Origin of the sequence: Mycobacterium kyorinense, from assembly GCF_001672775.1 — a bacterium.
GTDB classification, from domain to species: Bacteria; Actinomycetota; Actinomycetes; order Mycobacteriales; family Mycobacteriaceae; genus Mycobacterium; species Mycobacterium kyorinense_A.
Genome location: NZ_LZKJ01000049.1, coordinates 104,119 through 124,403, shown reverse-complemented (window position 1 = coordinate 124,403; position 20,285 = coordinate 104,119). Strand labels below are relative to the sequence as shown.

Annotated in this window: 17 protein-coding genes, 1 tRNA gene and 3 pseudogenes; 9 read left to right on the top strand and 12 right to left on the bottom strand. The window is 67.2% G+C overall.

Annotated elements, in window-relative coordinates:
• From A5707_RS04805 to A5707_RS04780, 6 genes and pseudogenes are all read right to left on the bottom strand, one after another.
• Positions 1 to 349: pseudogene (locus tag A5707_RS04805) on the bottom strand (IS21 family transposase); the annotation flags it as partial.
• A gap of 103 nt (positions 350 to 452) precedes the next feature.
• Positions 453 to 525: transfer RNA gene (locus tag A5707_RS04800), tRNA-Ala, on the bottom strand.
• 44 nt (positions 526 to 569) lie between these two features.
• The gene (glpR, locus tag A5707_RS04795) at positions 570 to 1,508 is read right to left on the bottom strand and encodes a gephyrin-like molybdotransferase receptor GlpR (RefSeq protein ID WP_065013363.1); all 939 of its coding nucleotides are present in this window, start codon (positions 1,506 to 1,508) and stop codon (positions 570 to 572) included.
• A 167-nt stretch (positions 1,509 to 1,675) separates the two neighbouring features.
• Positions 1,676 to 2,329, bottom strand: a complete 654-nt coding sequence (locus A5707_RS04790; protein ID WP_065013381.1) for a GNAT family N-acetyltransferase — start codon at positions 2,327 to 2,329, stop codon at positions 1,676 to 1,678.
• 19 nt (positions 2,330 to 2,348) lie between these two features.
• Positions 2,349 to 3,611, bottom strand: a complete 1,263-nt coding sequence (gene glp, locus A5707_RS04785; RefSeq protein WP_065013362.1) for a gephyrin-like molybdotransferase Glp — start codon at positions 3,609 to 3,611, stop codon at positions 2,349 to 2,351.
• Positions 3,612 to 3,669: 58 nt separating this feature from the next.
• Positions 3,670 to 4,578: a UTP--glucose-1-phosphate uridylyltransferase gene (locus A5707_RS04780; RefSeq protein ID WP_065013361.1), complete on the bottom strand. Its 909-nt coding sequence runs from the start codon at positions 4,576 to 4,578 to the stop codon at positions 3,670 to 3,672.
• A gap of 64 nt (positions 4,579 to 4,642) precedes the next feature.
• Between A5707_RS04780 and A5707_RS04775 the strand changes: the two genes are divergently transcribed.
• The 3 genes from A5707_RS04775 to A5707_RS04765 all read left to right on the top strand — a co-directional run bounded on the left by A5707_RS04775 (position 4,643) and on the right by A5707_RS04765 (position 6,383).
• Entirely contained in the window at positions 4,643 to 5,278 is a 636-nt protein-coding gene (locus A5707_RS04775) for a 5-formyltetrahydrofolate cyclo-ligase (protein ID WP_065013360.1), read from the top strand.
• 40 nt (positions 5,279 to 5,318) lie between these two features.
• On the top strand, positions 5,319 to 5,663 hold the full coding sequence (locus A5707_RS23030; protein WP_082969249.1) for an FmdB family zinc ribbon protein: 345 nt from the start codon (positions 5,319 to 5,321) through the stop codon (positions 5,661 to 5,663).
• Between the two features lie 63 nt (positions 5,664 to 5,726).
• Positions 5,727 to 6,383, top strand: a complete 657-nt coding sequence (locus tag A5707_RS04765; protein ID WP_065013358.1) for an SAF domain-containing protein — start codon at positions 5,727 to 5,729, stop codon at positions 6,381 to 6,383.
• A gap of 14 nt (positions 6,384 to 6,397) precedes the next feature.
• Here A5707_RS04765 and A5707_RS04760 read toward each other — a convergent pair whose 3' ends face one another.
• From A5707_RS04760 to rpmF, 6 genes and pseudogenes are all read right to left on the bottom strand, one after another.
• Entirely contained in the window at positions 6,398 to 6,823 is a 426-nt protein-coding gene (locus tag A5707_RS04760) for an MscL family protein (RefSeq protein ID WP_065013357.1), read from the bottom strand.
• Between the two features lie 225 nt (positions 6,824 to 7,048).
• Positions 7,049 to 7,594 carry a MogA/MoaB family molybdenum cofactor biosynthesis protein gene (locus A5707_RS04755; protein WP_065013356.1) on the bottom strand — a complete coding sequence of 182 codons (546 nt, stop codon included), beginning with the start codon at positions 7,592 to 7,594 and terminating at the stop codon, positions 7,049 to 7,051.
• Positions 7,594 to 8,963: pseudogene (locus A5707_RS04750) on the bottom strand (trypsin-like peptidase domain-containing protein); the annotation flags it as partial. The pseudogene A5707_RS04750 and the gene A5707_RS04755, both read right to left, overlap by 1 nt.
• 30 nt (positions 8,964 to 8,993) lie before the next feature.
• The gene (locus A5707_RS04745) at positions 8,994 to 10,502 is read right to left on the bottom strand and encodes a HAMP domain-containing sensor histidine kinase (RefSeq protein ID WP_065013354.1); all 1,509 of its coding nucleotides are present in this window, start codon (positions 10,500 to 10,502) and stop codon (positions 8,994 to 8,996) included.
• Positions 10,502 to 11,188: a response regulator transcription factor gene (locus tag A5707_RS04740; RefSeq protein WP_065013380.1), complete on the bottom strand. Its 687-nt coding sequence runs from the start codon at positions 11,186 to 11,188 to the stop codon at positions 10,502 to 10,504. Before A5707_RS04740 ends, A5707_RS04745 begins: the two co-directional genes overlap by 1 nt.
• 88 nt (positions 11,189 to 11,276) lie before the next feature.
• Entirely contained in the window at positions 11,277 to 11,450 is a 174-nt protein-coding gene (gene rpmF / locus A5707_RS04735) for a 50S ribosomal protein L32 (RefSeq protein ID WP_065013353.1), read from the bottom strand.
• Between the two features lie 203 nt (positions 11,451 to 11,653).
• Here rpmF and A5707_RS04730 point away from each other — a divergent pair, with 203 nt between their 5' ends.
• The 6 genes and pseudogenes from A5707_RS04730 to A5707_RS04705 all read left to right on the top strand — a co-directional run bounded on the left by A5707_RS04730 (position 11,654) and on the right by A5707_RS04705 (position 20,234).
• The gene (locus tag A5707_RS04730) at positions 11,654 to 13,348 is read left to right on the top strand and encodes an acyclic terpene utilization AtuA family protein (protein ID WP_065013352.1); all 1,695 of its coding nucleotides are present in this window, start codon (positions 11,654 to 11,656) and stop codon (positions 13,346 to 13,348) included.
• Positions 13,345 to 14,493 (top strand): acyl-CoA dehydrogenase family protein, encoded by a 1,149-nt coding sequence (locus A5707_RS04725; RefSeq protein ID WP_065013351.1) that lies wholly within the window; start codon positions 13,345 to 13,347, stop codon positions 14,491 to 14,493. Before A5707_RS04730 ends, A5707_RS04725 begins: the two co-directional genes overlap by 4 nt.
• 106 nt (positions 14,494 to 14,599) lie before the next feature.
• Positions 14,600 to 16,195, top strand: a complete 1,596-nt coding sequence (locus A5707_RS04720) for an acyl-CoA carboxylase subunit beta (protein WP_065013350.1) — start codon at positions 14,600 to 14,602, stop codon at positions 16,193 to 16,195.
• Entirely contained in the window at positions 16,195 to 18,183 is a 1,989-nt protein-coding gene (locus A5707_RS04715) for an acetyl/propionyl/methylcrotonyl-CoA carboxylase subunit alpha (protein ID WP_197495244.1), read from the top strand. Before A5707_RS04720 ends, A5707_RS04715 begins: the two co-directional genes overlap by 1 nt.
• Positions 18,180 to 19,346: an acyl-CoA dehydrogenase family protein gene (locus A5707_RS04710; protein WP_065013349.1), complete on the top strand. Its 1,167-nt coding sequence runs from the start codon at positions 18,180 to 18,182 to the stop codon at positions 19,344 to 19,346. Before A5707_RS04715 ends, A5707_RS04710 begins: the two co-directional genes overlap by 4 nt.
• A pseudogene (locus tag A5707_RS04705) lies at positions 19,346 to 20,234 on the top strand (enoyl-CoA hydratase family protein). The gene A5707_RS04710 and the pseudogene A5707_RS04705 overlap by 1 nt, the downstream one beginning before the upstream one ends.
• The last annotated feature ends 51 nt before the right edge of the window (positions 20,235 to 20,285 follow it).

Sequence of the window (20,285 nt, the reverse complement as noted above, 5' to 3'; positions counted from 1 at the left end):
CCTGCTCACCAGGCAAATGCACCAACCGGTCACACGGATCGGCCGGCACATACTCCGGACGAATCCTGGCGACGTTCTCCCCAAACCAGGAATGCCCACCGGCCCAGCCGACGCGCTGGGCGATCACCGTCGCCGGCATCGTCGGGTACTGGCTCAGCACCGCCCGCACCGCAGGCTCGATCTGCGCCCACGCCGACGTCGTCACCGGCGCCCGCTCATAACGGGGCGGTTCATCGGCACCCAGCGCTTTAGCCACGGTGTTTCGTGACAGGCTCAGCTGTCGCGCTATCGCGGCCTTCGACAACTTCTCCGACCGATACAGCCGGCGGATCTCGGCCCAATCCTCCACAGTGATCACTCTCCAATCGAAGGGTGCTCACTTTTCGACCGGAATCACCTGCTCACTTTTCGACCGGAACCGACAGTATACCCCCTGAACTGCCGAAACTCTGTGGAGCTAAGGGGAATCGAACCCCTGACCTACTCGATGCGAACGAGTCGCGCTACCAACTGCGCCATAGCCCCTGATCGCTAGCAGGCTACCAGCCGTCAATCGACTGGCCGAATTGTTACTGGCCGACCGCTCGCGGCAGGTCCCGATGCCAGCCGTAATCGCGGGCGTAAGGCGCGTAGTCCAGATGCTCGAAGACCGGGTCCTCGTCGTCGATCTCCAACACCACCGCGCCCGGGCGCCGCAGCCGGGAGGGCACCACGTCGAATTCCCGGTCGTAGGTGTTCTCCACGCCGAGCCGCGACCGCGCCATCCGCTGCATCCGCCGGCGCCGCACCCGTGCCTCGATACGGGTCTGGCGACGCAGATACCCCAGATACAGCATCGTCACTGCGCCGGTGAACCCGCAGACCCACCACGCCGTCGGCGTCAACACGAAAGCTGCCGCAGCCGAGGCCGCCAACATCAGCGCCATCGCCACCAGCATCCGCTTGCGGAAGGCGTACTTGCGGGCGCTGACCGCGGCGGCCTTCCTTGCGTCGTAGCCGTGTCGCCGCGAGATCGCCGCGGTCGCCCTGGTTTCGGGCTCCTCTGCCACCGGGATCCCGGAGGTGTCGGCGACGTACTCGTACTCGTCGTCCTGGGCGTCCTCGTCCTCGTCGTGTTCGGCGGTCACGTCCGCGACGACGGGCTCGCCGTCCTCCTCGGCCACACCGTCGTCGTCGACGACCTCGACCTCCACCAGTTCGGGTTCGGCTTCGACCACCGCCGGCGCCGCGACGACAATCTCCGCCGTCGGCGACTCGTCCACGTCGTCGTCGAGGTCGTCGAACGCGTCTTCCTCGGGCTGCCAATGGGGGTCACTGCGGTGCCCCGCCGCCGGGCCGCTGCGTCTGAGCAGGCGCGCGGCCGTACCGCTGTTGAGCACACGGGTCGCCAACGCCACATCGCTGGTCCGTCGCACGGCGTCGCGCTTGCTGACCAGCATCGGGACCAGCACGAACAACCAGAGCACGACGAGCGATATCCACAGCAGCGATTGCGGGATGCTTGGCATGGTGACCTGTCCTTTCCACGCCAGAGTGGGCCGGGTAGCCGGCGCAGCCCGTAAAGCGCGCCGAGGACAATTACACACCTGTAATTTGCCTGTGACAAGCACCAAACGCCACAAATGTCACATCTGTAACACATCGATGGCAAAGTTTTAAGCGACAACAGCCGGGGCTAAGCCCAGCTCGCGTGTCCCCCACGGACCAGGGTCGACGTCACCGATCCGTACACCTCTTCCGCGGTGAGCGCGACCAGCACATGGTCGCGCCAGGCGCCGTCAACCTGCAGGTAACGCCGCAATAGTCCCTCCTCGCGGAAACCGACCTTGGCCAGCACTGCCCGACTCGCCACGTTTTCCGGGCGCACGGTGGCCTCCACGCGATGCAGTCCCACCGGCCCGAAGCAGTGGTCCAGCCCCAGCGCCAGCGCCCCGGTGGCGACGCCGGCGCCAGTCGCCGTCGTCGACACCCAGTAGCCGATCCACGCCGAGCGCAACGCGCCGTGCGTGACGTTGCCGATCGTCAGCTGGCCACAGAACTGACCGTCCAGCTCGATCACATACGGCAGCATGCGGCCTTTGCGTGCTTCCGAGCGCAGACTCGAACACACCGCCGGCCACGACGAAACCCCGTGCCGGACAGCCCAATCCGTTTCGGTGCTGGGCTCCCACGGTTCCAGATGGGCACGATCGGCCAACCGAATACGGCTCCATTGCGCAGCATCGCGCATCCGCACCGGGCGCAGCCGGATCACCCCCGCCGAGACCCGCAACGGGCCGACCGTCATCGGCCAGCCAGGATGCTGGGAACCGGAACGCCAGAGGTTCACGAGGGTCTGCCGTCGTGTCTCAGCCACGCTGAGCCAAAAACGCAACGTCGACGATCTCGCCGGTCCGAATCTGCTCGGCCTCACTGGGAACGACGACCAGGCAGTTGGCTTCGGCCAACGTGGCCAACAGGTGCGACGAGGCACCTGGCGCGCCACCCAACGCCTGGACCAGATATTCGCCCGTGTCCTGGTCCCGCATCAACTGGCCGCGCAAATAGCCCTTGCGCCCCGGCACCGAAGTGATCGGTGACAGCGTGCGGGCCTGCACCACCCGGCGCATCGGCTGCCGCTTGCCCAGCGACAACCGGATCAACGGGCGCACCATCACCTCGAAGACCACCAGCGCGCTGACCGGATTGGCGGGCAACAGGAACGTCGGTATTCCTTCGCGGCCCAGCTGTCCGAAACCTTGCACCGAGCCGGGGTGCATCGCGACCCGGGTGACTTCCATCTCGCCGAGCCGGCACAACACCGAGCGCACCGCCTCGGCAGCCGCGCCGCCGACCGCCCCGGCGATCACCACAATCTCTGCGCGGTGGATCTGGCCCTCGACGACATCGCGCAGTTCACCGGGGTCGTTGCTGACGATCCCGACCCGGTTCACCTCCGCCCCCGCGTCGCGACCGGCCGCGGCCAGGGCATAGGAGTTGACGTCGTAGACCTGGCCGTTGCCCGGGGTGCGCGAAATGTCGACCAGCTCGCCGCCGACGGCCATCACCGATAACCGGGGTCGCGGATGAACGAGCACCCGCTCCCGGCCCACCGCCGCCAGCAGCCCGACCTGGGCGGCGCCGATGATTGTCCCGGCCCGGACCGCGACGTCGCCCGGTTGCACGTCGTCGCCCGTGCGCCGCACGTAGGCCCCCGAGCGCACCCCGCGCAGCACCCGCACCCGCGACTCCCCGCCGTCGGTCCAGCGCAACGGCAACACCGCGTCGGCCAACGTCGGCAACGGCGCCCCGGTCTGCACCCGCGCGGCCTGCCGCGGTTGCAGCCGGCTGGGCGTGCGCGCACCGGCCTCGATGGCGGCCATCACCGGCAGCGTCACGTCGCCCGGCGCGTCCTCGTCGTGACCGTGGTCGGTCTCACCGACACCGAGCACGTCGACGCTGCGGACCGCGTAGCCGTCGATCGCGGCTTGGTCGAAACCGGGCAGCGGGCGCTCGGTAACCACCTCTTCGGCGCACATCAGTCCCTGGGCCTCGGCGATCGCCACGCGCACCGGTCTCGGTGCCACCGCGGCGGCCGTCACCCGGGCCTGCTGCTCTTCCACCGAACGCACAGCGCGCCTTTCTGCCGTCGAGCCTTTTGCAATCCAGGCCCGACCCGATTGCCCGGGGCTATCCCTCGGGCAGGCCCAATCGCGCCACCAACCACCGCCGCAGGTCCGGGCCATAGTCAGCGCGGTCCAACGCAAAGTCAACCGCAGCCTTGAGGTAGCCGCCGGGATTTCCCAGGTCGTGTCGAGAGCCGCGATGCACGACGACGTGGACCGGATGCCCTTCGGTGATCAGCAACGCGATCGCATCGGTGAGCTGCACCTCGCCGCCCGCTCCGCGCTCGATGCGGCGCAACGCGTCGAACACTGCGCGGTCGAGGACGTAGCGCCCGGCCGCCGCAAACATCGACGGAGCATCTTCGGGTTTGGGCTTTTCCACCATGCCGTTGACCTTGAGCACGTCTTTGTCGGCGCCGGGAACCGGCTCGACATCGAATACCCCATAGGCGCTGATCTCGTCGCGGCCGACCTCGATGGCGCACAACACCGTGCCGCCTTGCTCGGCTCGCACCTTGGACATGGTTTCCAGCACGCCCGTCGGTAGCACCAGGTCGTCGGGGAGCAACACGGCCACGGCGTCCTCGTCGTCGCACAACGTCGACTCCACACAGGCGATCGCGTGCCCCAGCCCCAGCGGCTCGGCCTGCACCACCGACTCGACCTTGATCAGCCCCGGCGCCCGTCGCACCTTGGCCAGCATCGCCTTCTTGCCGCGGGCCTCCAGCGTTCCTTCGAGCACCAGGTCTTCGACGAAATGCGCGACGACGCCGTCCTTGCCCTCCGACGTGATGATCACCAGCCGTTCGGCGCCGGCATCTGCGGCCTCGGCGGCGACCAGCTCGATGCCCGGAGTGTCGACCACCGGCAGCAGCTCCTTGGGCACCGTCTTGGTGGCGGGAAGGAAGCGGGTGCCCAGGCCGGCAGCCGGAACAATTGCCGTGCGCGGAACCGGGATGTGTGCGCGTGACATCGTTCACACGATAACCATGTGGGGATGTGGCGCGCCGGAAGGCCGGGCTGTCATCGTTGACGGCATGGGAACCGCGGGCAAAGCCGCATTGCGACAACAGTTGTTGGCTGCCCGGCGCGCGGTTGCCGACGACGTCCGCGCCGACGAGGCGCGGGCGCTGAGCGAGCATTTGATCGGGCTCAATTCGGACCTGAGCAGCAGCAGTACGGTCTGCGCCTATGTTCCGGTCGGCGCCGAGCCCGGGTCGATCGACATGCTGGAGGTGTTGCTGCGCCGAACCGGACGAGTGCTGCTGCCGGTTGCCCGCACTGCCGGCGACGACACGCCGTTGCCGTTGCAGTGGGGCGAGTACCGACCTGGGCGACTGGTGGCGGGACGGTTCGGACTCCTTGAACCCGCCGAGCCGTGGCTGCCGGCGGCGGCGCTGGCCGACGCCACCCTGGTGCTGGTTCCGGCGCTGGCCGTCGACCGGGCAGGAGTGCGGCTGGGCCGCGGCGGCGGCTACTACGACCGGTCACTGCCGCACCGCGACCCGCAGGCACGGGTGGTCGCGGTGATCCGCGACGACGAACTGCGCGACGAGTTGCCGTGCGAACCGCACGACGTGCGGATGACCCATGCGCTGACCCCGCAGGGCGGGTTTCTTGCCCTGGACACCCGCCGGGAATCATGCAGTCCGGATAGCGGTTCTAGCACTTAGCACGGTAGAGTGCTAACGAATCTGACCTCCGGAGGTTTCTGTGCCGACCTACAGCTACGCGTGCACTGAGTGCGGCGACCGCTTCGACGTGGTTCAGGCCTTCACCGATGACGCGCTGACGACCTGCCGGCAGTGCTCCGGCCGGCTGCGCAAGGTGTTCAATTCGGTCGGAGTGGTGTTCAAAGGCAGCGGTTTCTACCGCACCGACAGTCGCGAGTCGGCGAAGAGTTCGACCAATGGCTCCAGCAAATCCGAGTCCTCGTCGAAGTCCAGCGAGAAGTCGAGTAGTTCCAGCGAGAAGTCGTCGAGCGGTAGCAAAGAGACGTCAACCAGCTCGTCGACGTCGAAGACATCGGACTCCGCAAAGTCTGCCGCGGCCAGCTGACGGTTATCCACAACGGGGGCTTTCCCGAGCACGCTTAACGCCCCGCCCGCTTAGCGTGGCGCCATGGGCGAATCGCTGAATCCGTCGCTGACGGACCGCCTGTCGCAGTGGATACGCCCGGACTGGACGCGAACCGTGCTGGCCCGGCGGATCGCAGCCGGCGGGCTCGTCGTGTTGGCCGGTGTCGCGGCGTTTCGGTCCGATCCCGACGGCGACCGCGCCGAGGTGGTGGTGGCGGTGCACGACCTCAAACCAGGCGCGGCGTTGGCCGTCGACGATGTTCGACTCGAAACACGTTTGGCGACAACGGTTCCCGACGGTTCGCAAGACGACCTGGGCGCAGTGGTCGGTGCGACGCTGACCGGGCCCGCGCGTCGCGGTGAGGTGCTCACCGACGTGCGGCTACTGAGCAACCGGCTGGCCGAGTCCACCGCGGGGCCGCAAGCGCGGATGGTGCCGCTGCATCCGGCCGACAGCGCCGTGGTCGACCTGGTGCGCCCCGGAGACGTCGTCGACATCGTGGCCGCACCTAGTGACAACGTCGCCGACCCGCAAAGCAAACCCCGGCTGGTCGCCAGCGACGCCATCGTCGTCCTGGTTTCCGCCAAGCAGAAAGCCCCGTCCGACGACCGGATAGTGCTGGTTGCGCTACCGGCTGCCGCGGCCAACGCGGTGGCCGGCGCTGCGCTGGTTCAGACCGTGACACTCACCCTGCATTGAGGGCGTGAGGCGCGTCAGGCGGCCGCTGGCTGCTCGCTGGCGCAGTACTTGCACTTCTGTGCGGCCTCGGGGATGTCCGACATGCACTGCGGGCAGGCCTTGGTGGCCGGCTCGTCCCCGAACACCGTGACTCCGCGACGTTTCTGAATGTGCTTGTACGGCAACACGATCACGAAGTACACCACCGCCATGAAAACGATGAAGTAGATGATCGCCGAAATGAACGCACCGAAGTCGATGAACGTCGCCTTGTTTCCGGCGTCGCCGAGTTGCACACCCAACCCCAGGGTTGCATTGGGCTGCGCGGCAGCGACGAGCGGATTGATCACGCTGTCGGTGAAGGCTTTGACCAGGTTTGAGAACGCCAGAGCCACCACCAAACCGACGGCTACGGTGATCACGTCACCGCGCATCACGAAATCTCTGAAACCTTTGAACACCAGAGCCAACCTCCCGTCACAGGAATCATCGGGGCGACGCGACGCCGCCCGAAAAAACCGTATGCCGCAGAAGGGCCAATTGTGGGCGATGCGGGCAATTAGTCATCCAGGATTGACCGCGCCGTGACCATCAATTGTGGTGCGGTGGCACGTTCTCTTGAAGCCAGCGTTCGCGCTCGTCGGCGTCCCGAACATCGTCGGGATCGCGCTCGTCTGTGGTTTCGCTCATATCTCCAGGCTCGAGAGCTGACCGATGATCTGCGCCGCCAGCGGGTTCAGCGTCGCCATTCCGTCGCGCACGGCATAGCGCGAACCGGCAAGGTTGACCACCAGCGTGCTGCCCGAGATGCCGGCCAGACCGCGTGACAAACCAGCCTCGACGACGCCGGCCGACAATCCGGAGGCGCGAATCGCTTCGGCGATGCCGAGGAGCTCGCGATCGAGGATCTCCCGGGTGGCCTCGGGAGCGACGTCACGTGGGGTCACACCGGTACCGCCGACCGACACCACCAAATCCACCCCGCCGATCACGGCGGTGTTCAGCGCGTTGCGGATCTCCACTTCGTCGGCGGCGACGGCTACCACGCCGTCGACGACGAACCCTGCCTCGCTGAGCAGCTCGGTGACCAGGGGCCCACTGTGGTCCTCTTCGTCCCCGTGCGCCGTGCGGTCGTCGACCACGACGACGAGTGCCCGGCCTACCAAGTCCGCACGCTGTTCCATGGCTGCAACCGTATATCCGTGATCTGACCCGGGCGCGGCGACTCTCATCACTGCTCCGCCTTGCCCAAAGTGACCTGCACTGTCCGGGAATCACCCGACGGATCCAGATACGTCAGGGTCACCTTGTCCCCCGGCGCCTTGGACCGCACCGCGGCCACCAGGCCGTCGGCACTGTTGATCGTGCGGTCGTTGACCTTGGTGACCACGACCCCACTGGGCAGTCCCGCACTGGCCGCCGCGCCGCCTGGCACCACGTCGACAACCTTGGCGCCGTGGGCGCTCTTGTCATTCATGACCTGGACACCCAGCGAGGCGTGGGACGCCGTACCGCTGCGGATCAGCTCGTCGGCGATCCGCTTGGCCTGGTCGATCGGAATCGCGAAGCCAAGACCGATCGACCCGCTCTGGCTGTCCGCCGAGTCGCCGCCCAGGGTGGCGATCGCCGAGTTGACGCCGATCAGGTCACCATTCATGTTGACCAGCGCGCCGCCCGAGTTACCGGGGTTGATCGCGGCATCGGTCTGAATGGCGTCCAGCACCGTGTTCTGGTTCCCGGTGTCCCCGGTGGTCGACACCGGCCGGTTGAGCGCGCTGACGATGCCGGTGGTGACCGTGCCCTCGAGGCCAAGCGGTGACCCGACCGCGATCACCGGCTGACCGACACGCAGGTCAGCCGACGAGCCGATGCTGATCGGGGCCAGCCCGGAAACGTCTTGGACCCGCACCACCGCGATATCGGTGGTGGGATCGGCCCCGACCACAGTGAACGGAGCGGTGCGCCCATCGGAAAAGGTCACTGTCGTTTTCGGCGCCGGGCCGGGGGGCGTCTCGCCACGACCGGTGGCGGCTGCGGCCACCACGTGGTTGTTGGTCAAGATCAGCCCGTCCGCCGACAAGATGATGCCCGACCCTTCTTCGGACTGGCGCCCCAGATCCGTCTCCAGCATGACCACGCTGGGCACCACCTTGGTGGCGACCTGTTCGACGCTGCCTGCCGGCAGGTTGGCGGCCGGCACGCTGGGAGCGGGCCCGCCCCGGATGGTCGTCGTGGTGTGCGCGCTGCCCTGTCCACTGTGCTCGACCACCGACGCTGCCGCACCACCGATTCCCGCCGACACCACTGCGATAGCCAACGCACCGGCAGCTAATAGCCCTGCGCGAGAACGCTTTTGGGCTGGAACGATCGGAGGCGGGGAGGCGCCGGGGCTGGGCTGGCCAGCACCGAACGGCGGGTAGGGCTGACGGTAGCCCTGCTGCTGGGAGTACCGCCAGTCGTATTGCTGGGCATACGTTTGCTGCTGGCCCGGAACGGAATAGGCTGGCGCCGCTTGCTGATCGGACACCGGGCGGTATCCGGGCTGCGGCGGTGGCGAATACCTCGGGTGATTCGTCATGCGCTAGGTCGCTCTTCCTCTAAAGATCAGTTCGGGCTCAACGGTAACTGCAACTACCTTGCCTGCGTGGACTGAGATTCCACTGAGACAACGTTCGCTGGGCCTACAGAGTTTCCCCCATTTTGCCCCTCACTAACTTCCGGCTCCGGATACGGCGTAACCGGCAGCGGACGTCCCGGCAACAACATGTATATCGACGTCCCCGGCGGCTGGCCGCCGGGCACAGTGTCCTCGACGCGCAGCGCTCCACCGTGTTTGAGGACCACCTGTTTGACGATCGCCAGCCCCAGACCCGAACCCGGCATTGCCCGCGCGGCGGCGGAGCGGAAGAACCGTTCGAACACCAATTGGCGTTCCTCCGGCGGGATGCCCGGGCCGTTGTCGGCCACCACCAGTTCGGCGTGCGAGGGGTCCAGTTGCGTCATCCGGACACTGACCCGCCCACCCGACGGGCTCCACTTGGCCGCGTTGTCCATCAGATTCAGCACCGCGCGCGACAGTCCTGCCAGGTCACCGTAGACCTGCCAGCCGATCACCTGCGCCTCGAAGTCGATGTCGTTGCGGCGCCGCCGGACCCGCTCGAGGCTGCGGTCGATGACCTCACCCATGTCCACCGCCTCATGCAAAACCTCACCGGCGTCGTCTCTGGTCAGGTCCACCAAATCGCCTATCAGCGTGGACAATTCCTCGATCTGGGCGATCACGTCGGCACGCAGGTCGATCATTTCCTGCTCCGGTAGTCGCGGCGCACCGGGCTGCATCGACGCCATCAGCAACTCGACGTTGGTGCGCAGCGACGTCAGCGGCGTCCGCAGTTCATGGCCGGCATCGGTGACCAGCTGGGCTTGCCGTTCTCGCGACTCGGCGAGCGCCCGCAGCATCAGGTTGAACGCTTCGGTCAGCCTGGCCAACTCGTCGCTGCCGAATACCGGGATGGGCCGTAGGTCGTCGGTGCGGGCCACCCGCTCGGCGGCCTCCGTGAGCCGGCCCACAGGGCGCAGCCCAGCGCGGGTGACCATGCCCCCGGCCACCGCGGCCACCACGACGCCCACGCCGCCGACGATCAGCAGCACCCAGCGCAGCTTCATCATCACCGCATCGGTGGGCGCCAGGCTCTTGGAAATCAGCAGCGACGCGCCGTTGGGCAGATGAATGGCCAGCACCCGCTGATCAGCCGCCGTGCGCCGGGACATGAACAAGTCACCGCGAATCACTGCTTTCTCCGGGTTGCCGACCGGCAGGATCTGACCTTCCTGGTTAGCGGTGTAGATCGATCGGCCCGGGTTGACCAGCATCGCGTTGACGTCCGAATACGCCGTGCCCTCAATAGCTTTGCCCGGGTCGGCGGACAGCGACCCGCTCGCGATCAGCAGTTGCGCTCTGCTTTGCAGTTGGTTGTCGATGTCTTTGTAGAGCGCCGCCGAGATCACTGCGTACACCGCGACGGCCATCAGCACGACGACCATCGCCACCATCGACATCGCCAGAAGCATCACCCGCCACCGCAGGGACAACGAGGGAGTCGCTCGCAGCGGAGCGCGCCGCCGGCCGAACATGGACATCAGGGGGGCGATTCGCGAAGCACGTAACCCACGCCGCGAACGGTGTGGATCAACCGCGGCTCGCCGTCGGCTTCGGTCTTTCGGCGCAGATACCCGACGTAAACCTCCAGCGCGTTGCCCGAGGTGGGAAAGTCAAAGCCCCACACCTCCTCCAGGATGCGACTGCGGGTGAGCACCCGGCGCGGGTTGGCGATCAGCATCTCCAGCAGCGCGAACTCGGTGCGGGTCAGGCTGATCTGACGCTGTCCGCGCGTGACCTCGCGGGTCAGCGGGTCGAGCGTCAGATCGGAGAACGTCATCGCCACCGACTCGGCGGAGTCCTCCGGCTGGGTGCGGCGCAACAGCGCCCGCATCCGGGCCAGCAGCTCTTCCAGGGCAAACGGTTTGGGGAGATAGTCATCTGCGCCGGCGTCCAGGCCGGCGACCCGCTCGGAGATCGCGTCGCGGGCGGTCAACACCAGGATGGGCAGATCGTCGCCGGTGCTGCGCAGCTGACGGCAGACTTCCAGGCCGTCCAGCCGGGGCATCATGACGTCCAGCACCACGGCGTCGGGCCGGTCGGTGGTGATCATGTCGAGAGCCTCGACACCGTCTTGAGCCAGCGTCACCGAGTAGCCGTTGAACGACAGCGACCGCCGCAGCGACTCACGCACCGCACGATCGTCGTCGACGACAAGAATCCGCACGGCCACCAGTTTTATCCAATCGCCTGAGAGCGACCTAAGAGGTCCGCGGCCTTACTGCAGTGCGCGCAGTCGCGTTCGACGGGCGAAGTCAGCGCCGGTCGAGGTCGATGAGACCCAGCCGGGCGGCCTTGAGCAGCCGGCGCGGCACCTTATGCCGCTGACCGGCCACCGTCACATTGACGAGTTCGGGCTTGGCGGCCTTCCACTGGGCGCGCCGGCTTCGGGTGTTCGCACGCGACATCCTGCGCTTGGGCACAGCCATAATCGAGCCTTACTCCTGGTAGGGGGGTCGCCGCGCAACAGATCGACAGCGACGATTGCTGCCCAGAATAGTCGGTGTCCTGTTAGCCACCCAAATCGGGTGATCGGCCGGGCATCCTTGACGTGACGCCTGCCGCACCGGCTAACCTACCGGTTGGTTGGTACGTTGGCTGCTCTGTCGCCGGGGAGGGAGGGAGGACGCCGATGAGCACTGCGGTCCGAATCGGGAACTGCTCGGGGTTCTACGGCGACCGGCTTTCGGCGATGCGCGAGATGCTCACCGGCGGCGAGTTGGACTACCTGACCGGTGACTATCTCGCCGAGTTGACCATGCTGATCCTGGGTCGCGACCGGATGAAACACCCCGAGCGCGGCTACGCCAAGACCTTCCTCACCCAGCTCGAGGAGTGCCTGGGGCTGGCCCACGACCGCGGTGTCCGCATCGTGGCCAACGCCGGGGGACTCAACCCCGCCGGCCTGGCCGACGCGGTGCGGTCGCTGGCCGAGCGGCTGGGCATCCCGACGCAGATTGCCCACGTCGAGGGCGATGACCTGCAGCCGCGCGCCGACGAGCTCGGGCTGGGCACACCGCTGACCGCCAACGCCTACCTGGGCGCCTGGGGCATCGTCGACTGCCTGAACGGCGGCGCCGACGTCGTCGTCACCGGGCGGGTCACCGACGCATCGGTGATCGTAGGTCCGGCGGCTGCGCATTTCGGCTGGCAGCGCGGCGACTACAACCAGTTGGCCGGGGCGGTGGTGGCCGGCCACGTCATCGAATGCGGCATCCAGGCCACCGGCGGCAACTACTCGTTCTTCACCGAGGTGCCCGACCTGACCTACGCCGGCTTCCCGCTGGCCGAGATTTTTCCCGACGGCTCCTCGGTGATCACCAAACATCCCGGCACCGGAGGTCTGGTCAGCGTCGACACATTGACCGCCCAGCTGCTCTACGAAGTCACCGGCGCCCGCTACGCCAACCCCGACGTCACCGCCCGGATGGACACCATTGCGTTGTCCGACGACGGCCCGGACCGAGTGCGGATCAGCGGTGTGGTCGGCGAGCCGCCACCGCCGACGCTGAAGGTGTCGCTGAACAGCATCGGCGGATTCCGCAACGCGATGACGTTCGTGTTGACCGGTTTGGACATCGAGGCCAAAGCCGAGCTGGTGCGTCGGCAGCTGGAGGCCGGATTGCCGGTCAAACCCGCGGAGCTGGAGTGGACGCTGGCCCGCACCGACCACGCCGACGCCGACACCGAGGAAGCGGCCAGCGCGCTGCTGCGCTGCGTGGTCCGCGATCCCGACCCGGCGAACGTCGGACGTCAATTCTCCTCGGCCGCAGTCGAACTCGCGCTGGCTAGCTATCCGGGGTTCACCGTGACAGCCCCGCCCGGCGACGGCCAGGTGTACGGCGTGTTCACCCCCGGCTACGTCGACGCGGCCAAGGTGCCGCACCTTGCAGTGCACGCCGATGGCAGTCGGGTTCAGATCCCTTGCGCCACTGAGACTCTCGAACTGGCCCCAGCCGACCCGCCGGAGTCTCCCGAGCCATTGCCGGCCGGACCGACCCGGCGGCTACCGCTGGGCGTGTTGGCGGGCGCCCGAAGCGGCGACAAGGGCGGGTCGGCCAACGTCGGCGTATGGGTGCGCACCGACGAGCAGTGGCGTTGGCTGGCCCACACACTAACCGTCGAGAAGCTGCGCGAATTGCTGCCCGAAACCGCGGATCTGCCCGTCACCCGGCACATGCTGCCCAACCTGCGCGCGGTGAACTTCGTCATCGACGACATCCTCGGTCAGGGCGTCGCCTACCAGGCGCGTTTCGATCCGCAGGCCAAAGGGCTGGGCGAATGGTTGCGCAGCCGCCATGTCGAGATTCCGGAAAGGCTGCTGTGACTATCTGGACCACACCCGAGCGCGATCAACTGCGCAAGACCGTCCGCTCGTTCGCCGAGCGGGAGATCCTGCCGCACGTCGACGAGTGGGAGCGGATCGGCGAGCTGCCACGCGACCTCCACCGCCGCGCCGGGCAGGCCGGCCTGCTGGGAGCGGGATTTCCCGAGGCGGTCGGCGGTGGCGGCGGCGACGGCGCCGACTCGCTGATCATCTGCGAAGAACTGCACGAGGCCGGCGTGCCCGGCGGGGTGTTCGCGTCGCTGTTCACCTGCGGGATCGCGGTACCGCACATGATCGCGTCGGGCGATCAGCGGCTCATCGAAGAGTTTGTCCGGCCCACGCTGCGCGGTGAGAAGATCGGCGCGCTGGCCATCACCGAGCCGGGCGGCGGTTCCGACGTCGGGCACCTACGGACGGCCGCGGTGCGGGACGGCGACGACTACATCGTCAACGGCGCCAAGACCTACATCACCTCCGGGGTGCGGGCCGACTACGTGGTGTCCGCGGTGCGCACCGGCGGTCCCGGCGCCGCCGGAGTGTCGCTGTTGGTGGTGGAAAAAGGCACGCCCGGTTTTGACGTCACTCGCAAGCTGGACAAGATGGGTTGGCGCTCCTCGGACACCGCGGAGCTGTCCTATGTCGACGCGCGGGTACCGGCAGCCAACCTGGTGGGCGCCGAGAACAGCGGCTTCGCCCAGATCGCCCTGGCATTCGTGTCCGAACGCGTTGGGCTTGCCGCGCAAGCCTATTCGAGTGCACAGCGCTGTTTGGACCTGACGGTTCAATGGTGCCGCGACCGGGAAACCTTCGGCCGGCCGCTGATCTCGCGGCAGACCGTGCAGAACACGCTCGCCGAGATGGCCCGCCGCATCGACGTGGCCCGCGTCTATACCCGCAATGTGGTGGAACGTCAGCTCGCCGGTGAGACCAACCTGATCGCACAGGTGTGCTTCGCCAAGAACACCGCGGTGGAAGCCGGCGAATGGGTCGCCCACCAAGCCGTCCAACTGTTCGGTGGGATGGGATACATGGCCGAGTCCGAAGTCGAACGCCAATACCGCGATATGCGGATCATCGGCATCGGCGGCGGAACCACCGAAATCCTGACATCACTGGCCGCCAAAACCCTTGGATACCAATCATGATCATTCCGCCTCCTCCTCATCGCTTCGCCCCCCTCGCCGTCCCCTCGCTACGCTGGGGTACCCCCGCGCGGCCGGGGGTGCCCCCACTGCATCGTCGGCGGTGGCTATGACCGTCCTGCAGTCGGTACTTGATCCCACCGCTCCCACCTACACCGAGGCGGCGGCGGCGCTGTCCGCCAAGCTCGACGAGATCAACGGCGAGCTGGCCAAAGCGCTGGGCGGCGGCGGGCCGAAATACGTCGAGCGCCACCATGGCCGGGGCAAGCTCACCGCGCGGGAACGCATCGAGCTGCTCGTCGACCCGGATTCGCCGTTTCTCGAGTTGAGCCCGTTGGCAGCGTGGGGCAGCAACTTCCAGATCGGCGCCAGCCTGGTGGTCGGGATCGGCGCGGTCTCCGGGGTGGAGTGCATGATCGTCGCCAACGACCCGACCGTCAAGGGCGGCACCAGCAACCCGTGGACGCTGCGAAAGATTCTGCGGGCCAACCAGATCGCGTTCCAGAACCGGCTCCCGGTGATCTCGCTGGTGGAATCCGGCGGCGCCGACCTGCCCACCCAGAAGGAGATCTTCATCCCGGGCGGTCAGATGTTCCGCGACCTGACCCGGCTCTCGGCCGCCGGAATACCAACGATCGCTCTGGTTTTCGGCAACTCCACCGCGGGCGGCGCCTACATCCCCGGCATGTCCGATCACGTGGTGATGATCAAAGAGCGCTCGAAGGTCTTTCTGGCCGGGCCGCCGCTGGTCAAGATGGCGACCGGCGAGGAGTCCGACGACGAGTCGCTGGGCGGCGCCGAAATGCATGCCCGCATTTCGGGATTGGCGGACTACTTCGCCGTCGACGAGCTCGACGCGATTCGGCTCGGCCGGCGCATCGTGGCGCGACTGAACTGGGTCAAGCAGGGTCCCGCACCGAAACCGGTGACCGAGCCGCTGTTCGACCCCGAAGAGCTGATTGGCATCGTCCCGTCGGATTTGCGCATCCCATTCGATCCCCGGGAAGTGATCGCGCGCATCGTCGACGGCTCCGAATTCGACGAGTTCAAGCCGATGTACGGCTCGTCGCTGGTGACCGGATGGGCGCAACTCCACGGTTACCCGCTGGGCATCCTGGCCAATGCCCGGGGAGTGTTGTTTTCCGAGGAGTCGCAGAAGGCCACCCAGTTCATTCAGCTGGCCAACCGTTCCGACACGCCACTGCTGTTCTTGCACAACACCACCGGCTACATGGTGGGCAAAGACTATGAGGAAGGCGGCATGATCAAGCACGGCTCGATGATGATCAACGCCGTGTCGAACTCCACGGTGCCGCACATTTCGCTGCTGATCGGCGCGTCGTACGGGGCCGGGCACTACGGGATGTGCGGCCGGGCCTACGACCCGAGATTCCTGTTCGCTTGGCCCAGCGCCAAATCAGCGGTGATGGGCGGCGCTCAGCTGGCCGGCGTGCTGTCGATCGTGAGCCGGGCCGCCGCCGAGGCTCGCGGCCAGCAGGTCGACGAACAGGCCGACGCCGCGATGCGGGCCGCCGTCGAGGGCCAGATCGAAGCCGAGTCGCTGCCCATGGTGCTATCCGGGATGCTGTACGACGACGGCGTGATCGACCCCCGCGACACCCGCACCGTGTTGGGAATGTGTTTGTCCGCCATCGCCAATGGCCCGATCAAGGGGACGTCGAACTTCGGCGTCTTCCGGATGTGATGCCCGTGATTACCCGAGTATTAGTGGCCAACCGCGGCGAGATCGCGCGCCGGGTATTCGCCACCTGCCGTCGGCTCGGCCTGAGCACCGTCGCCGTCTACACCGACCCCGACGCCAATGCGCCACACGTCGTTGAGGCCGACGCCAAGGTACGGCTGCCGAAGACCAACGACTACCTGTCCATCGATGCGCTGATCGCCGCGGCCCACGCTGCCGGCGCCGATGCAGTCCATCCCGGGTACGGGTTCCTTTCGGAGAACGCGGATTTCGCGACCGCCGTGCAGAACGCCGGACTGACGTGGATCGGACCGCCGGTAGCCGCGGTGCAGGCAATGGGATCCAAGATCGAAGCCAAGAAGATGATGGCCGCCGCCGGCGTGCCGGTCCTCGACGAGCTCGACCCGGAAACCGTGACACCGCAGCAGCTGCCGGTGCTGGTCAAGGCATCGGCAGGCGGCGGCGGACGCGGCATGCGGGTGGTCAACGACCTGGCGGATCTCCCCGCCCAGGTCGCGGCCGCTACACGGGAAGCGCAATCGGCGTTCGGCGACCCCACGGTGTTCTGCGAGCGCTACCTGCCCACCGGGCACCACGTCGAGGTGCAGGTGCTCGCCGACTCCCACGGCACCGTATGGGCTGTGGGCGAACGCGAATGCTCGATCCAGCGGCGCCATCAGAAGATCATCGAGGAGGCGCCCTCACCACTGGTCGAACGCACGCCGGGCATGCGCGCCAAGCTGTTCGACGCCGCGCGGCTGGCCGCTGAGGCGATCGGCTACACCGGCGCCGGAACCGTCGAGTTCCTGGCTGACGACGACGGCGAATTCTACTTCCTGGAAATGAACACCCGACTTCAGGTCGAACACCCGGTCACCGAGGAGACGACCGGACTTGACCTGGTCGAACTTCAGCTCGCCGTGGCCGACGGCGCCCGTCTGGACCCCGAACCCCCGGCTGCGCAAGGGTATTCGATCGAAGCGCGGCTCTACGCCGAAGACCCGGCTCGGGGCTGGCAGCCGCAGGCCGGGGAGGTGCAACGCATCGACGTCGCCGGCGCGCGGACACAGTTCGAGACGCTCGGTTCACGCACCGGGATCCGGCTGGATTCCGGCATCGTCGACGGGTCGGTGGTGTCCATCCATTACGACCCGATGCTGGCCAAGGTCATCTCCTACGCGCCGACGCGCCGTCAGGCGGCGCTGGTGCTCGCCGACGCACTGGCCCGCGCCCGCGTGCACGGGCTGCGCACCAACCGCGACCTATTGGTCAACGTGCTGCGCCATCCGGCGTTCCTCGACGGCGCCACCGACACCGCGTTTTTCGACACGCATGGCCTCGACACGTTGTCGGCACCGCTAGCCGACGCCGCCGGCATCCGGCTGTCCGCCGTGGCGGCCGCCCTCGCCGACGCCGCGCACAACCGCTCGACCGCGGTGGTTTACGGCTCGATTCCCAGCGGCTGGCGCAACCTGGCCTCGGGCTACCAGGTCAAGGCCTACCTCGACGACAGCGGCGAAGAACATCGAATCGAATACCGGTTCGGCAGAACCGGTTTGGAGCTTGCCGACGAGATGCGCCTGATCTCGTCCACCCCGCACGAGGTCGTGCTGGCCGACAACGCCGGGGTGTCGCGCAATTTTGCTGTCGCCCGCTACGGCGACGACGTCTACGTCGACTCGCCGCACGGACCGGTGCACCTGGTCGCGCTGCCGCGCTTCCCCGAGCCGGGCTCGGCCGTCGAACAGGGCTCGCTGGTTGCACCGATGCCGGGCAACGTCATTCGGGTCGGCGCTCAAGTGGGTGACACCGTGATCGAAGGACAACCGCTGATCTGGCTGGAAGCCATGAAAATGGAACACACCATCACCTCGCCCACCGACGGCGTGCTCGCCGAACTCGACGTCCAGCCCGGCCAACAGGTCGAGGTGGGCGCCGTCTTGGCGCGCGTCGACGCATCCGAAAACCCAGAAGGAGACCCGCAATCGTGACCGACACCAGCTTCATCGAGAGCGACGAACGCCAAGCGCTGCGCCAGGCGGTAGCCGCGATGACGGCCAACTACGGCCAGGACTACTACCTGGAGAAGGCCCGCGCACAGCAGCACACCGACGAATTGTGGAACGAGGCAGGCAAACTCGGCTTCCTCGGGGTCAACCTGCCCGAGCAGTACGGTGGTGGCGGCGCCGGAATGTATGAGCTGTCACTGGTGATGGAAGAGATGGCAACCAACGGCTGCGCGCTACTGATGATGGTGGTGTCACCGGCGATCAACGGCACCATCATCGCCAAGTTCGGCACCGACGACCAGAAGCAACGCTGGCTGCCCGGCATCGCCGACGGGTCGATCACGATGGCCTTCGCCATCACCGAGCCCGACGCCGGGTCCAACTCACACAAGATCACCACTACTGCGCGTCGTGATGGCAGCGACTGGATTCTGTCCGGGCAGAAGGTTTTCATCTCCGGCGTCGACCAAGCCCAGCTGGTGCTGGTCGTGGGCCGCACCGAGGAAACCAAAACCGGCAAGCTGCGTCCGGCGCTGTTCGTCGTGCCCACCGACGCACCCGGTTTTTCCTACACCCCGATCGAGATGGAGCTGATCAGCCCCGAACGCCAATTCCAGGTGTTCATCGACGAGGTGCGGTTGCCATCCGATGCGCTGGTCGGATCCGAAGACGCCGCGATCGCCCAGCTGTTCGCCGGCCTGAACCCCGAGCGGATCATGGGTGCGGCCAGTGCGGTGGGCATGGGCCGGTTCGCCATCAACAAGGCCGCCGACTACGTCAAGACCCGCAAGGTGTGGGGCACCCCGATCGGTGCGCACCAGGGACTTTCACACCCGTTGGCGCAGAACCACATTGAGATCGAACTGGCCAAGCTGATGATGCAAAAGGCCGCCACACTCTACGACAGCGGCGACGATTTCGGCGCCGCCGAAGCGGCCAACATGGCCAAATACGCCGCCGGGGAGGCGTCGACGCGGGCCGTCGACCAAGCCGTGCAGTCGCTGGGAGGCAACGGGCTGACCAAGGAATACGGCATCGCCGCGGCGCTGACCGCATCGCGGTTGTCGCGGATCGCGCCGGTGAGCCGGGAAATGGTGCTCAACTTCGTCGCGCAGACGTCGCTGGGTCTGCCACGCTCCTACTGATGGACAGGCTGGTCGAGTATGCCGCCGACGGGCACGTCGCGCGGCTGACGCTGAATTCCCCCCATAACCGCAACGCGTTGTCGACGGAACTTGTCAACCAGTTGCACGAGGGCCTTCGCGAGGCCGACGCCGATCCGGCAGTACGGGCGGTGGTGCTCGGCCACACCGGCGGGACGTTCTGTGCCGGCGCGGATCTCGCCCAAGCCTCAGGCGGCGATCCCCGCGGCGATCGCGAGCGCGGCGAAGCCGGGCGAAGCGGGCACCCCCAGCCGCGGAGCGGCGAGGGGGACAGGTCGCCACTATCGGCATTCGACATGGCCGCCGGCCGGGCCCGCGAGCTCACCGCGCTGCTGCGCGCCTTCGTGGCGTCGCCGCTGCCGGTGATCGGGGCAATCGACGGCCACGTCCGGGCCGGCGGCTTCGGCTTGGTAGGCGCCTGCGATATCGCGGTCGCCGGCCCGCGCAGCACGTTCGCGCTGACCGAGGCCCGGATCGGGGTCGCACCGGCGATCATCTCGCTGACGTTGCTGCCGAAACTCTCGGCGCGTGCCGCGGCCCGCTACTACCTGACCGGCGAGAAGTTCGGCGCCAGCGAAGCCGCCGCGATCGGGTTGGTCACGATGGCCGTCGACGACGTCGACGCCGCGGTGGCGTCGCTCGTCGCCGAAGTGGCGCAGGGGTCTCCGCAGGGCCTGGCGGCATCAAAAGCGCTGACCACGGCTGAGGTTCTGGCGGGCTTCGACCGCGACGCCGAACGGCTTACGACGGACTCGGCGCAACTGTTCGTCTCCGAGGAAGCGCGCGAAGGCATGCTCGCCTTCCTGCAGAAACGCCCACCCCGGTGGGTGTCCGACGACGACGCGGGCCGCTGACCGGCCCGCGAGGTAGCAAGCCACTTTAGCGAAGATGCCTTGCAGCAAAAATTCTTCGTCGTAGGCT